This window comes from Aliarcobacter skirrowii CCUG 10374, from assembly GCF_003544835.1.
In the GTDB taxonomy this organism is placed as follows: domain Bacteria; phylum Campylobacterota; class Campylobacteria; order Campylobacterales; family Arcobacteraceae; genus Aliarcobacter; species Aliarcobacter skirrowii.
The window spans coordinates 1,286,334-1,300,002 of sequence record NZ_CP032099.1 but is presented as its reverse complement, the minus strand read 5'-3'; the positions used below and the strand labels follow the sequence as shown (position 1 = coordinate 1,300,002).

Sequence of the window (13,669 nt, the reverse complement as noted above, 5' to 3'; positions counted from 1 at the left end):
TTAATAGATTTTTCTTAAAATACTCTTTTATATGGTGATGGAGATAATTATTGAAAGCAATAAAAATATTAGTTTTGGAGAGTAAAGATAGCTCTATTAGCAAAATTGTAGAGATATTAAAAAATAGTTTTCAAGTAGAAATTTGTGTGAGTAATGATGAGTTTTTGGATCATATTTATAATAATATATATGATTTATATTTAATAAATATAAATGAAAAAAATCTACCTAGAATTGAACTAATAAAGCTTTTAAATGATTATCAAGATTTTTAATAAAAGAGTTTTATTAAATAAAGTTGATGCTAAACTTGGGAGTAAAGCTATATGTTTATTGGATTATTTATTAAAATATAGAGGTCATTTTGTATCTACAAATAGTTTAGAAAAAAGTATATATCCAGTAAATAGTAGCTCAAAAAACTCATCTATAAGATTTCATATTTTTAAACTTAGAAAATTAATTGGCGAAGAGTTAATAATTTCTCATAGAAATTATGGATATAAAATAGATATTTAAAAAAGGAGACAAAAGTCCCCTTTTTTATAAACTATTTTTAAATAGAGTATAAAATCCCCAAGCAAAATATACAATACACCAAATAGATAAAATCCATAAAACAGCATTTGCCATAGTTGTAACAGCTTTATCTTTTGAAGCATCAAAATATCCACTACTTTTTCCTACTTTCCAAGCAATTGTAGCTATAAAAGTAACACCAATACCACCTAAAGATAAGAATGTTAATAAAAACATAATTATAGATGCCCACTCTATATTTAGAGTATAAGAGTAGATATCATAACCTAAATTATTCATTATGTTGTATCTTATATACTCTCTAAATCCTGAAATTAAAAGTAAAATAACAATAAAAATAGAAGTTGATATATAACTATTTTTAAGATTTTTAGCTAATAAAATCAGAGTTAAAAATGAGATACAAATCACAATAGAGAAAATATCAATTAATTTATCTATTGAATATATCCAAACAATAAATGAGATTAAAGTTGCTATAAGTCCAAGAGTTGTGATTTTTTTACCCAAATCTTTCGTATAAGTTATAAATGACTCATCAAAATTTTTATTTGATTTTAAAAAATCACTATAGTTTTGTAAAAATAATCCAAGTGTTGGAATACTTAATATCATAAAGAAGATATATCTAATAGTTTCTGGATGAAAATTTGTTCCAGAAGTATCAACAACTCCATTTGGAGCATACCACTGCATCCATTTATCAGGTTGAATTGCTTCAACAGCGAAAGTGTGCATGATTAAGCCACAAATTACTAAAAGCACAAAAGAGATAGTTCCTATTAAACCACTTATAAAACTTTGTTTTTTATTTGCATAGTAGTACCAATAAAAAATACTATAAGCTACTAATAAACAGTAAATAAATATAACAACCCAAAGTCCTGATAGAGTATTTATTGTGTACCAGTTTGGATCATAAATTACTTGCGTAAATAGAAGTGGAGCAACACCTAAAACAATCAATAATGAAACGCTAATCTTTCCTGTTTGTATTAGATGTGCAGTTAATATTTTCCAGTTATTATCACTTTTTTGTCTAAGTCCACCATATAAAGATAAGCCTAAGCTTCCCAAAGATAAAAATACAAACAGAGCGTGTAAAGCCCAAGTTAATACATATAAAGCTTGAAAAACTACAGGATAAAAAGGAACTCCTGCTGGGTCTTGAAGTAGATTTAAAATTCCTGAATCCATTATTTCTCCTTATTAATTTGTGATTCAATCCAAGTTGCCATTGCATCAAACTCTTCATCTGGAAGGCTGATTTTTGGCATATAAGGAATTGCACCAGTTGCTAGTGAATATTGCATAAATGTTTTTATCATCTCTTTATCTTGACCAGCGAAATTTTTTAATAGTGGTCTATATTTTCCAGTAGCTTCAAGTGAGTGACAATTTGAACAAGCAATCTTTGTAAGAAGTTCTCCAACTTCTAATCTATTTTCAGGTGTAATTGTTTTTAATCTATCTGGAATCCAAGGATTTACTTTTAATAATCCATGTTTTTCAATAATTTCAACCTCATTTTTGATATTTTTCCCAGGAACATCTCTTCCCATAATTTGATTACTATAAACATATTGTCCAACAACATAAGGTTTTCTAATACTCTCTCTTAATTTTTCCCCAGGCCATAATCCAAAAATAGCTATTACAAATAACATAACAATAGCAAATGGTCTATTTATAAAGTTTGGTTTTAAAACAGCAATTGCAAAATAAGTTGAAAAAGCAACTACTAAAACTACTTTTGTAGTAATAATATCTGGCATATAGATGCTTAATAATATTTTTGCATTTTCAGGAATTGTTGTCATATACCACATAAAACAAACAACAGTAATAAATCCACCAATAAAACTTGTAATTCCCATTTTTCTTATTAGTTCATTTTTTAACTCTTTATCACCTAATGATGAGGCAATAATAAGCCCAATAACCCCAGACATTAAAATCATAAATCCGATTCTCAAAAATAGGTGAGGGAAAGTTGTAAGTCCAAAAAAAGCATCACTAACAGAACCTGTTTGATAAAAAGCATCATTTCCTGGCCACATCATAAAACTAATAATTCCAATTATTAAAAACAGAGTTCCAACAGAAGCTAAAGCAAAAGCATAAGTGAGTTTTAGGTGAGTTTTTCTATCTATTTTATTTATAAAATAAACTAAAGCAAAAACCCCAACTACTTCAAACACGAAAAATACCCACTCAGTTGCCCAAACCCAAACAAAGTTGTGAATCAAAGCACTAATTCCTCTTGGACTAGCAGCAGTTGCTGTGTACCAAATCCCTGGACCTGTAATTGAACCTACCACATAAGAAAAAATAAGTAAAAACATCCCATATTTTTTCATATATTCATACAACTCAGGTCTATCTTCTTTATAGGCTTTATGTGCTAAAAAAGCAAATAATAGTGCAGCTCCAACAGATGTGTGAGATGCTAAGATATGAATTGTCCCTGTTATTCCCATAATCCACGCAGAGCCGATTTCTGGAAAATAAAAAAGTGGAAACATTCCAATTTGTTCCATTCTTTTCTCCTTTTTTAAATTTGTTTTTCTAAAAATGAAAAACTTATTGCTATATTAATGCTAGATTGTTAAGTTTGTGTTAAAAGTTTTGTAGTGGTCAATTTATTTTAGATTGTGACTTTATCAGATTTGTAGGAGACGCTGATATTTTAATATAAATTGACCATTGAATAAAATTTTATTATTTAAGTGTTAATTTTGTGTTATGAGTTTAATAACTTAGTAACCCTTCTAAACTCTCTTTTAATATCTTCTATATCTTCAATTCCAACAGAAATTCGTATTAAATTTATTGGAAGTTCAATTTTTTCTAAAAACTCTTTACCGTTTTGGCTTGTTATTAAATCATAGTGAGCCAGATATGTATAAGGCATTAAAAGTGTAAATTCAGTTCCAAGGCTTGGACCTTTTGCAAGGTTTAGAGCATTGTAAATTTTTTCAAAATCATTTTTTATATATATTGAAACTATTCCACAAATACTATTTTTATCAATCATTAAATCTTTGTAGTTTTCAAAATTCTCTTTGCTTAAACAAGAATAGACTTTTGATACATAAGGTAAAGTCTCTAAAAACTCTATTAGCTCTTTTGTATTTTGTGATATTTTTTTAACTCTTTTTTTATAATCTACAATTTCAATAGCCATTCTTTGAATATCTTTTATATATGGTAAATCGCAGTGTTTAAAAAATTCATTTTTTATATGAGATATTTTGAAATTACTATTTAAAATAATTGCACCCATTAAAACATCAGCATTTCCACAAGCAAATTTTGTTAAAGATTCAACAAAAATATCTGCGTAGGGTTTTAAATTTAGATTATATGGTGTTGCAAAAGTTGAATCTATAACTAAGACTATATTGTATCTATCGCAAAGCTCTCTTAATTTTTTTAAGTTTGGAGTTTTTACTAAAGGGTTTGTTGGAACTTCAGTTATTATTGATAAAACTCTGTTTTTATTCTCTTCTAAAAATATTTCAAGCGATTTTAAATCTGTAACATCATAAAAAACTCTGCTCTCTTCAAAATAGTGATTTACAATATTTGTAGTATCTAAATATAGCCATCCAAACTGTATTAAGATAGATTTTCCATTTCTTGCTTGAATATTTTTTAAACCTTTTAAAACACTATAAATAGCATTCATCCCAGATACGCTTAATTTAATATTCTCTTTTTTTTCACTATAAGCATTTGCTAGAGTATTTAAGATTATATCTTCACATAACTCTTTTTTTTCTAGCTCTTCTTTTTGAGTTTTTTCAATCAAACCTAGCTTAAAAAGGTAATCTTCAGCTAATCTTGAAGATAGATTGTATCCAACATATTGAATAAACTTTAAAACCTTTTTATATTGTCTTCCTTTTAAAACCTTGATAACTCCAAAAGGCTCAAAAAAATCAAATTTATTGTGAATAAAGTATTTGTTACTTACAACTTGAACTGCTTTTTGGCTACTTAAAAGTATGAGTTCATACTCATTTGAAACTTCATACTTGTTTTTTAAATATTTTGATAAAAGTTTTAAGTATGGATGAATAACAAATCTAGGGTACGCAACACTTATTTTTTCTAAAATCTGCGGTGTTTGTTCTTCATAATCAATTACATCTTGAAGTGTTGGCATAGAAGTTGATACTGCATGAATATTTTGTGGTGGTAAAGTCTCACCACAAATAATTGGTTGAAAAATAGACTCTTTTATCATTTTATAGCTTGTAATAGATCCTCTTTTAAATCTTTTAAATCTTCAAATCCAATAGAAAATCTAACCGTACTATCAGATATTCCAATTGCTTTTAACTCCTCTTTTGAAAAAGATGCATGAGATATTTTAGAAGGTATTTCAACTCTACTATCAGCACTTCCAAAAGAGCATTTTTCTCCAAATATTTTTGCATTTTCTATGAATTTTTGGGCTAATTCTACACTTTTAAAATCAGCACAAAAAACACTAGGAGTTATTTTCATCTGTTTTTTTGCTAAAGCTCTTTGTGGATGTGATTTTAAAGCAGGATGTGTAACTTTTTCTATAAAATCTTGTTTTTCTAGCCATTTTGCAAATTTTTTAGAAGCTTTTTCACTTGCTTTCATTCTAACTTTTAAACTACTAATTCCAAGTGATATTAGATGAACATCAAGAGGATTTTGATTTCTTCCTAAGGCATTTGAGTAGTAGTGAAGTTTTTCTGAGTTCTCTTTAGTTTTTGCAACAATAGCACCTGCAATTACGCTTCCGTGACCACTTATAAATTTAGTTGTAGAAAAGAGTGAAAAATCAGCCCCTAAATCAAGAGGTTTTTGACTAATAAAAGTTGCAAGTGAGTTATCAACTGCAAAAAGTGCGTTATATTTTTTTGATAAATTTGCAATCTCTTTTAAATCTATTATTTTTAAGCCTGGATTTGTAGGACTTTCACATAAAACTAAATCAATGCTATGTGTTTTTAAAATGTGTTCAAGCATATTTAAATCTGTAAAATCTGTAAAGTTTACATTAATATTGTATTTTTCTTTAAAAACTTTTAAAAGTCTAAATGTTCCACCATAACAGTCAGCTTCAACTAAAATAGATGAATTTGCTTTTAAAACAGTTTCAAAAAGAAGTGAAACAGCTGCTATTCCTGTGTGAGTACAAACAGCACCATATCCATTTTCAGCAAAAGCAAAAAAGTTTTCAAGTGTAGCTCTTGTAGGATTATCGCTTCTTGTATAATCATAAACTCTATCACCGTTTTGATCTTTTAAATCAAAAGTTGCTGTATTGTATATTGGAAAGTGTGAAGAGTTTGTTGGCTCTTTAAAAGGTGCAAAATCTTTTAAGTGGCAAAGCATAGTTTCTAGACTTTTATTCATGAAAATCCTTAAGTTGGCTAATTTTTGGCAAATTGTATCTAATATAAATTTAATCTTATTTGATACTTAAAAATATTATAAGTAAAAATTATAATAAATTACTCAACTTCTCTTACTCTTAAAAAAGATGCAAATTTTGGTTTGCCATTTTTTGTAAAACCATAATATTTAAAAGTAATATTTGAGCCGATTTTTGGTGGATTTAGCCTATCTTCTTTTTTAAATCCACCTCCTATATTAAAAATAACACCATTTTTTAATTTTACCTTTAAACTTTTAAATGAACCATCACTATTAAAATTGTGATCTATTACTAAAGCCTCATCATCGAAAAACTCTTTTACTTTTAGTGAGTTTTTTGTTCTTCCACTCTCATAAGCTAAATTTGGATTTTTTATAATCACACCTTCAGCACCATTTTTTAGAAGCTCTTGTAAAAAATTATTTAAGTGATTTTCATCTTTGCAAACCATTTGAGGAATAATTTTTATATATTTGTTTGGAGTTTGTTTTAAATAATCTTCTAAAAAATCAAGTCTAGTTTGAAAATTTCCCTTTGCATTTGGAACTTCAAAAATATTGTAAGTTATATTTTTCCAATCTTTTGACTCTTGTTGGCTTAAAACAATACTTTGAATATTTTCAAAATCACCTCTTTTTGTCCAAAGCTCTCCATCAAGCTCAAATGGTGGAAAATCTTTTGTAAACCAAGCTGGTGCAAATATTTTGTTTTTGTTTCTTGTAAATAGCTCTTTCCCATCCCAATAAGCTCTAATACCATCTAGTTTTTCACTCATAAACCAACCATTGATATCTATATTTTTTTCATAATTTGAAGGCTTTTGTAAATCAAAACAAAAAGAAAGAGTAAAAAGAAGTAACATAATAAATAAAATTCTCATAAATGCTCCTTGATATTGATTTCTTAAACTATAACATAATTTGATTTTAGCTAGAATATTTTAATTTTTTAAAAAAGGAAAAACTTGAGTAAAGAGATTTTAACAGAAGATGAAAAAAAGGTTTTATTAAGTTCTATTAGAACAGTTGAAGATTTTCCAAAACATGGTATTAGCTTTAAAGATATTACAACACTTTTAAATAATAAAGATGCATTTGAACTACTTATGAGTCATCTTGAAGATAGATATAAAAAATATAATTTAGATTTTATAGCAGCAATTGAAGCTAGAGGATTTTTATTTGGAGCAGCACTTGCTTCAAGACTTAAAATTGGATTTGTTCCAATACGAAAAAAAGGGAAACTTCCAAGTACAACTTTATGTGAAAAGTATGAGTTAGAGTATGGTTTTGATGAGGTTGAAGTTCATTTTGATGCTTTTAGGGATATAAAAAAACCAAAAGTTCTTTTAATGGATGATTTAGTTGTAAGTGGTGGAACAGCAGTGGCTGCTGCTAATTTAATTGAGAAATTAGATGCCACTTTAGTTGAAGCTTGTTTTATTTTGAATTTCTCTATCTTGCCTGGAAAAGCCAAACTTGAAGAGAAAACTAAAGTTTATGCGGTGTTAGAGATATGAGTAACTATATTCCAAAAAAAAGTATATTTGATCCAAATTCAAACGGAGAGTTTGGTGTTGGTGGTGAGTTTGGAATTTTTGGAGGACAATATGTTCCTGAAACATTGATGCCTATTTTAAAAGAGCTTGAAGCTACCTATAGTAAATATAGATTTGATAAAGAGTTTTGGGCTGAGGTAAACTACTACTTAAAAGATTATGTTGGAAGAGAAAATCCACTATATTTTGCAAAAAATATAAGTGATGAGCTTGGGGCAAAAATCTATTTAAAAAGAGAAGATTTAAATCATACAGGGGCTCATAAAGTTAATAATGTAATAGCTCAAGGATTACTAGCAAAAAAAATGGGAAAAACAAAAGTAATAGCTGAAACAGGAGCTGGGCAACATGGAGTTGCAACAGCTACAATTGCAGCTTTGCTTGGACTTGAGTGTACTGTTTTTATGGGTGCAAAAGATGTTGCAAGACAAGAGTTAAATGTATTTAGAATGAAGCTTTTAGGTGCTAAAGTTGTTGCAGTAGAAAGTGGTAGTAAAACTTTAAAAGATGCTATGAATGATGCAATTAGATATTGGGTTACAAACGCAAGAGATACTTTTTATATAATTGGAACAGTTGCAGGTCCTCATCCATACCCTATGATGGTTCGAGATTTTCAAGCAGTAATTGGTTATGAATCAAGAAAACAGATTTTAGAAAAAGAGAATAGACTTCCTGATTATGTAGTTGCTTGTATTGGTGGAGGATCAAACTCTATTGGTATGTTTTCACACTTTTTAGAAGATAAAAGTGTTACTTGTGTTGGAATTGAAGCAGGTGGTTTAGGACTTGATACAGACAAACATGGAAGTTGTTTAGCAAAAGGGACACCTGGGATTTTACACGGACAGTGTTCATACTTACTTCAAAATGAAGATGGACAAGTTTTAGAAGCTCATAGTATTAGTGCAGGACTTGATTATCCAGGAGTTGGACCAGAACATAGTTTTCACAAAGATAATAAAACAGTAACATATGACAATATTACAGATAAAGAAGCCCTTGATGCTTTTGTTTGGTTAAGTCAAAAAGAGGGAATTATTCCAGCATTTGAATCAGCTCATGCAATTGCATACTTAAAAAAAGCAAAAGATAAACTAAAAGATAAATTAGTAATTGTTTGTCTATCAGGTCGAGGAGATAAAGATATGATACAAGCAAAAAGTTTACTAGATTTTAAGTAAGGCAATAAATGAGAGAACTTTTTAGAAAAATTCAACCATACACAGGAAAAATTTTTGCAGTAAGCTTGGTACTTTTTTTATCTTTTCTTGCTTACAATTTGTACAATGCTCCTGTTGAAGGAGTTGAAGAGAAATTTATATATCTGCTTAGAAAATATGGTTATGTGATACTTTTTGTATGGAGTATGCTTGAAGGTGAGATGGGGCTTATTATGGCTGGGCTTATGGCTCATGATGGTTCTATGAATGTTCTTTTAGCTATTTTTGTAGCTGGTCTTGGTGGTTTTGCTGGAGATCAGGTATATTTTTATATTGGAAGATTTAACAAAACTAGTGTTTTAAAAAAACTAAGAGGTCAAAGAAGAAAGTTTGCTTTTGCTCATTTACTTTTAAAAAAACATGGTTGGCCAATAATTTTTACTCAAAGATATATGTATGGTATGCGAACAATAATTCCAATCTCTATAGGACTTACAAGATATGATGCAAGAAAATTTGCATTTATAAATTTAATTAGTGCTTGGTGTTGGGCTGCTATTACAATTGTTCCTATTTGGTATTTTGGAAATGAGATTATGATTGTACTTCACTGGGCAAAAGAGCACTGGTATTTAGCAATTCCACTTGCTATAATTGTTGGTGGTGGAATAATATATTATTTTAATAAAGCAACAAAAAAAATTGAAAAAAGGGTTATGGATGAAGATTAATATTTTAGAAATTTCAAAAGATAAAGAGTTTGATTTAGAGATTATCTTAGTAGATAATTTAAAAAAAATTAAAAGCAAAGAGGATAAAGAGCTTTTAGAAAAACTTGATTTTAAAGCAAAAGATGAATCAGTTGTTTTATTGGCAGAAAAAAGAAAAATCTATGTTGGTTTTGAAGATTATAGCTATGATAGTTTGGCAATTGCAATTTCAGGTGCTATAAAAAAATTTAACTCTACAAAATTTAAAAGTGCAAAACTTCTATTAAATAAAGAGTTAGAAGATAACTTTAAGGCTTTAGTTGAAGGCTCTATTTTGGGTTCATACAGTTTTAATCACTATAAAAGTGAAAAAGATGATAAAAAACAAGAGTTATATTTTGTAGTAGAAAAAAAATGTGAAAATTTAAGTGATATTTTAAAAGAGTCACAAATTATTGCAAATGCTGTAAATAAAGCTAGAGATATGGTAAACACAGCACCTGCTGATTTTACTCCAAAAAGTTTTGTAAAAGAGGCTGAAATTATTGCAAAAGAGTTTGAGCTTGAGTATGAAGTTTTGGGAGAAAAAGATTTAGAAAAACAAAAAATGATGTCTATGCATAGTGTTGGACGAGCTAGTGTTCATGAGTCTCAACTAATACATCTAAAATATAGACCAAAAAAAGCTAAAAGAAAAATTGTTCTTGTAGGAAAAGGACTTACATATGATAGTGGTGGTTTATCTTTAAAACCAGCTGATTTCATGGTAACAATGAAAGCTGATAAATCAGGTGCAGTTGCTGTTTTAAACACTATAAAAGTAATAGCAGAGCTTAAACTTAACATTGAGGTTCATGCAATTATAGGTGCTGTTGAAAATATGATTGGTGGAAATGCTTATAAACCTGATGATATATTAAGAGCTAAAAATGGAAAAACAATTGAGGTTCGAAACACAGATGCTGAAGGAAGATTGGTATTAGCTGATTGTTTATGTTATGCTCAAGATGAGATTAAAGATTTTGATTATATCTTTGATTTTGCAACTTTAACAGGTGCTTGTGTTGTAGGACTTGGTGAATATACAACAGGAATCATGGGAAATAGTGAAGAGTTAAAACAAAAAGCTCTTGAAGCCTCTTTAAATAGTGGTGAATATGCAACAAAACTTGATTTTAATAGATATTTGAAAAAATGTATTAAATCTGAAATAGCAGATGTTTGTAATATTTCAAACACTAGATATGGTGGAGCTATAACAGCTGGAATGTTTTTAGATAACTTTATTTATGAAGAGAATAAAAACAGATGGGTACATTTTGATATAGCAGGACCTGCATTTGTTGAAAAAGCTTGGGGATATAATCCTTATGGAGCAAGTGGAACAGGTGTTAGAATGGCTGTAGAGTTTATAAAAAATTTAGCTAAATAAACTAAGAGCAAAGGCTCTTAGTTTATTTGGTATTCAACAGGTATTTCAAGACTTAGATTTGATTTATTATCTAATTTTGACATCAACTCATTTGGAATTGGATCAAAAGAGCCAATTTTTTCTAAGAGATGAATTGTTGCTTTATCTAAAGTTTTATATTTAGAGTTCTCAATAATTCTTATATTTGTAATTTTTCCATCTAATAAAACATCAAAAGCAATTTTAACAACTCCTTGATGATGAAGTCTTTTTGCATTTCTTGGGTATGTTTTATATCTTTCAATAGTATTTTTTATTTTTCCTAGATATAAATCTTCAATTTCGGCAGCTTTTACTTGATTTACAGAATCAGCTGTTGTAATTTTCTCTTGAACCTCTTTTTTCTCTACAATCTTTTTAGGCTTTTCTTTTGGTTTTGTATCTTTTTTTGGTTTTTGTTTTTTAATCTCTTTTTTTACAACTTTTTTTGCTGGTTTTTCAATTATTTTTTCAACAACTTCCTCTTCAACAATCTCTTCAATAACTTTTTCTTGAATTGGAATATTGCTTAAAGAGATTTTTGTAACAGTGTGAACATCTTTTTTAATATCAACTGTTTTAGGAGTATTTGAAAAAGATATAAAAATAGGAGCTGCAATAGCAAGATATATAGTAGAACTAATAAAAAGTGATTTTATATATCTATTATTTTTCATCTTTACTTCTTTGTTACAATTGAGACATTTGAGAATTCATTTTTCTTTAACATATCCAAAACATTTACAAAGTGTTCAAACTTTGTCTCTTTGTCTGTATGAAGATGAATTGGAGTCTCTTTTTGCTTTCCTAAAAGTTCAAGCTCAATATTTTGAATTGCCATTTGAATCTCATCAAGATATAAAACTCCAGCATTATCAATAACAATTACAACTTCTTTATCACTTTTTAATTTACTAGCCGTTTGACTATTAGGTAAATTTACAGGAATAATACCTTTAGTTATAAATGTAGAAGTTAATAAAACTATTGCAAGAAGAACTAACAGTACATCAATAAAAGGAATTACATTGATTGAATCATACTTCTGTAGCTTCATAATCACTTTCCAAAACTTCAGCAAATCTACTTAAAATATTATATAAAACCATAGAAATAATTGCAACAACCAAACCAACAGCAGTTGCTTTAAGAGCTAGTGCTAAACTCTCCATAATTTTAGCAGCATCAATATCTCCACCGCCACCCATTGTCATAAATGTAAGCATAATTGCTAAAACTGTTCCTAAAAGTCCAATATATGGAGAGTTAGATGCAATAGTTCCAATAATAGTTAAATGTTTTGTCAAAGCAACATCTAATGATTTTTTTGTTTTATATGAGCTTACATCTATTTTTTTATAAAATATAACTCTTTCAATAAAGAAAAAAACAGCAACAAAACTCATAACTACTAATAGTCCTATTACACCATAATCAACCAAGTGTTTTAGTTTTTCAATATCATCAAACATAAACTATTTCCTTAAAATTTTTTGGAATCGTACCATAATATTGATAATAATTATCTTAAAGAACTCTTAAATTTAATTATTGTTAAAATATGGTTAAAATATAGTATTTATAATACCATTTTTAAAATCAACCTAAGGAAATATATTGAGAAAGCTATTTATATTTTTACTAACTTTTACCTATTTATTTGCAAATGAAGATGGCTTAAAACTACTAAAAGATGATAAAAAAGAGTATAGAAAACTTGACAAAGAGTCAATTTTAAAAAAGTATGATTACTCTAAAAATAGTTGGATTGGAACGATTAATTTAGATGCCTCAGTAAGTACAACTCACCCTTTTGATAAGTCAAAGGATGACAACTATTCAAAACAAGCATCAATTGGTTTTACACAATCACTATTTGAATCGGGTGGAATTTGGTCAAAAATAGATAATGCTAAAAGCACTTTTGATTATGATTTACTATCTTGGGAAAATGAAAATAGTGAACTATTACTATCAATTTATAGCACTCTTTTAGAGATTAAAAAACTAAAGTATCAACAATTTCAAAATAGAATAAAATATGAGAATAAAGATATAGAGCTCATTATTAAAAAAATACAATATGAAGCTGGAAAAAGTGATATTATAGAGTTAAATAATGCAGTTATGAGTAAAAACATTGCATATAGAGATGTTATAAGTGTTGAAAATAGTTTAAAGCAAAAAGAGCTAGAACTTGCTAAATATACAGATTTAAAATATGAGAACATAGAGATATTAGATTTTAAACCAATATCAAAAGAGGATTTTTTAGAAAAGAATTTTTCACTACTAAAAGAGGATGCAAGAGTTGCTATTTTAAATAGTAGTTACAAAATAGATAGATCAAAATATCTTCCAAAACTAACTTTAAATGCAAATGCTAGATACTCAAATACAAAAGATGATTTTAATAATATGTTAAGTGATACTAGAAAAGAGGATTCACAATCAACTGCATCTTTAAACTTCTCTATGCCTCTGTTTGATTACAATATGTCTTCAAAGCTTCAAGAGTCAAAAATAGAGGTTTTAAAACAGCAAACATATTTAAATGATTTAAAAAGTGATATGGAGTCTGATTTTGAACAAATTTTAACAAAAATTGACACTTACGAAAAAATATCAAAAAGTATTGATGATAATATAAAATTGTATGAGGATTTAATAAAAGCAAATAGAGTATCAAATCAAGCTGGAATGATAGCAAGTTATGATTTAGAGATTTTAGAAAATAGTAAAAAAATAAATGAGTATGATTTGTTAATAAATGATATAAATATTCTTCAAGAGTATTCAAAATTATATTTTAAAATAAGAGGCTAA

15 protein-coding genes are annotated in these 13,669 nt (G+C 27.9%); 7 read left to right on the top strand and 8 right to left on the bottom strand.

Features of this window, described 5'->3' with window-relative positions; translation table 11 throughout:
- The first annotated feature begins 50 nt into the window (after positions 1-50).
- Entirely contained in the window at positions 51-275 is a 225-nt protein-coding gene (locus ASKIR_RS10290; RefSeq protein WP_066351767.1) for a hypothetical protein, read from the top strand.
- Positions 256-519 (top strand): helix-turn-helix domain-containing protein, encoded by a 264-nt coding sequence (locus tag ASKIR_RS10285; RefSeq protein ID WP_066351766.1) that lies wholly within the window; start codon positions 256-258, stop codon positions 517-519. The genes ASKIR_RS10290 and ASKIR_RS10285 overlap by 20 nt, the downstream gene beginning before the upstream one ends.
- Positions 520-543: 24 nt before the next feature.
- Here ASKIR_RS10285 and ASKIR_RS06780 read toward each other — a convergent pair whose 3' ends face one another.
- From ASKIR_RS06780 to ASKIR_RS06760, 5 genes are all read right to left on the bottom strand, one after another.
- The gene (locus tag ASKIR_RS06780; RefSeq protein ID WP_066351765.1) at positions 544-1,737 is read right to left on the bottom strand and encodes a hypothetical protein; all 1,194 of its coding nucleotides are present in this window, start codon (positions 1,735-1,737) and stop codon (positions 544-546) included.
- On the bottom strand, positions 1,737-3,080 hold the full coding sequence (locus ASKIR_RS06775; RefSeq protein WP_066351763.1) for a c-type cytochrome: 1,344 nt from the start codon (positions 3,078-3,080) through the stop codon (positions 1,737-1,739). Before ASKIR_RS06775 ends, ASKIR_RS06780 begins: the two co-directional genes overlap by 1 nt.
- A gap of 203 nt (positions 3,081-3,283) precedes the next feature.
- Positions 3,284-4,792, bottom strand: coding sequence for an aminotransferase class I/II-fold pyridoxal phosphate-dependent enzyme (locus ASKIR_RS06770; RefSeq protein WP_228254664.1), 1,509 nt, complete (start codon positions 4,790-4,792; stop codon positions 3,284-3,286).
- The gene (locus tag ASKIR_RS06765; RefSeq protein WP_115588250.1) at positions 4,789-5,940 is read right to left on the bottom strand and encodes a trans-sulfuration enzyme family protein; all 1,152 of its coding nucleotides are present in this window, start codon (positions 5,938-5,940) and stop codon (positions 4,789-4,791) included. The genes ASKIR_RS06770 and ASKIR_RS06765 overlap by 4 nt, the downstream gene beginning before the upstream one ends.
- A gap of 98 nt (positions 5,941-6,038) precedes the next feature.
- Positions 6,039-6,842, bottom strand: a complete 804-nt coding sequence (locus tag ASKIR_RS06760) for a DNA ligase (RefSeq protein ID WP_115588251.1) — start codon at positions 6,840-6,842, stop codon at positions 6,039-6,041.
- A gap of 84 nt (positions 6,843-6,926) precedes the next feature.
- Here ASKIR_RS06760 and ASKIR_RS06755 point away from each other — a divergent pair, with 84 nt between their 5' ends.
- The 4 genes from ASKIR_RS06755 to ASKIR_RS06740 are packed head-to-tail and all read left to right on the top strand — an operon-like array spanning position 6,927 to position 10,825.
- Entirely contained in the window at positions 6,927-7,481 is a 555-nt protein-coding gene (locus tag ASKIR_RS06755; RefSeq protein WP_082946395.1) for an adenine phosphoribosyltransferase, read from the top strand.
- On the top strand, positions 7,478-8,704 hold the full coding sequence (gene trpB, locus ASKIR_RS06750; protein WP_115588252.1) for a tryptophan synthase subunit beta: 1,227 nt from the start codon (positions 7,478-7,480) through the stop codon (positions 8,702-8,704). Before ASKIR_RS06755 ends, trpB begins: the two co-directional genes overlap by 4 nt.
- 8 nt (positions 8,705-8,712) lie before the next feature.
- A complete protein-coding gene (locus ASKIR_RS06745; protein WP_066356086.1) occupies positions 8,713-9,414 on the top strand; it encodes a DedA family protein in 702 nt (233 codons plus the stop codon).
- The gene (locus ASKIR_RS06740; protein ID WP_109066257.1) at positions 9,404-10,825 is read left to right on the top strand and encodes a leucyl aminopeptidase; all 1,422 of its coding nucleotides are present in this window, start codon (positions 9,404-9,406) and stop codon (positions 10,823-10,825) included. The genes ASKIR_RS06745 and ASKIR_RS06740 overlap by 11 nt, the downstream gene beginning before the upstream one ends.
- 17 nt (positions 10,826-10,842) lie before the next feature.
- Here the strand turns inward: ASKIR_RS06740 and ASKIR_RS06735 are convergent, their stop codons facing one another.
- From ASKIR_RS06735 to exbB, 3 genes are read right to left on the bottom strand one after another with little or no spacing between them, the layout of a single operon-like run.
- Entirely contained in the window at positions 10,843-11,520 is a 678-nt protein-coding gene (locus ASKIR_RS06735) for an energy transducer TonB (RefSeq protein ID WP_115588253.1), read from the bottom strand.
- A 2-nt stretch (positions 11,521-11,522) separates the two neighbouring features.
- On the bottom strand, positions 11,523-11,900 hold the full coding sequence (gene exbD / locus ASKIR_RS06730; RefSeq protein ID WP_066161352.1) for a TonB system transport protein ExbD: 378 nt from the start codon (positions 11,898-11,900) through the stop codon (positions 11,523-11,525).
- Entirely contained in the window at positions 11,881-12,315 is a 435-nt protein-coding gene (gene exbB, locus ASKIR_RS06725; RefSeq protein ID WP_066351751.1) for a TonB-system energizer ExbB, read from the bottom strand. Before exbB ends, exbD begins: the two co-directional genes overlap by 20 nt.
- 145 nt (positions 12,316-12,460) lie before the next feature.
- Here exbB and ASKIR_RS06720 point away from each other — a divergent pair, with 145 nt between their 5' ends.
- Entirely contained in the window at positions 12,461-13,669 is a 1,209-nt protein-coding gene (locus ASKIR_RS06720) for a TolC family protein (RefSeq protein ID WP_115588254.1), read from the top strand.

What these genes read in the sequence shown, in the direction of transcription:
- ASKIR_RS10285 (WP_066351766.1), top strand. Translation starts at nt 256, where the DNA reads ATGATTATCAAGATTTTTAATAAAAGAGTTTTATTAAATAAAGTTGAT.
- ASKIR_RS06780 (WP_066351765.1), bottom strand. Translation starts at nt 1,737, where the DNA reads ATGGATTCAGGAATTTTAAATCTACTTCAAGACCCAGCAGGAGTTCCT.
- ASKIR_RS06775 (WP_066351763.1), bottom strand. Translation starts at nt 3,080, where the DNA reads ATGGAACAAATTGGAATGTTTCCACTTTTTTATTTTCCAGAAATCGGC.
- ASKIR_RS06770 (WP_228254664.1), bottom strand. Translation starts at nt 4,792, where the DNA reads ATGATAAAAGAGTCTATTTTTCAACCAATTATTTGTGGTGAGACTTTA.
- ASKIR_RS06765 (WP_115588250.1), bottom strand. Translation starts at nt 5,940, where the DNA reads ATGAATAAAAGTCTAGAAACTATGCTTTGCCACTTAAAAGATTTTGCA.
- ASKIR_RS06760 (WP_115588251.1), bottom strand. Translation starts at nt 6,842, where the DNA reads ATGAGAATTTTATTTATTATGTTACTTCTTTTTACTCTTTCTTTTTGT.
- trpB (WP_115588252.1), top strand. Translation starts at nt 7,478, where the DNA reads ATGAGTAACTATATTCCAAAAAAAAGTATATTTGATCCAAATTCAAAC.
- ASKIR_RS06745 (WP_066356086.1), top strand. Translation starts at nt 8,713, where the DNA reads ATGAGAGAACTTTTTAGAAAAATTCAACCATACACAGGAAAAATTTTT.
- ASKIR_RS06740 (WP_109066257.1), top strand. Translation starts at nt 9,404, where the DNA reads ATGAAGATTAATATTTTAGAAATTTCAAAAGATAAAGAGTTTGATTTA.
- ASKIR_RS06735 (WP_115588253.1), bottom strand. Translation starts at nt 11,520, where the DNA reads ATGAAAAATAATAGATATATAAAATCACTTTTTATTAGTTCTACTATA.
- exbD (WP_066161352.1), bottom strand. Translation starts at nt 11,900, where the DNA reads ATGAAGCTACAGAAGTATGATTCAATCAATGTAATTCCTTTTATTGAT.
- exbB (WP_066351751.1), bottom strand. Translation starts at nt 12,315, where the DNA reads ATGTTTGATGATATTGAAAAACTAAAACACTTGGTTGATTATGGTGTA.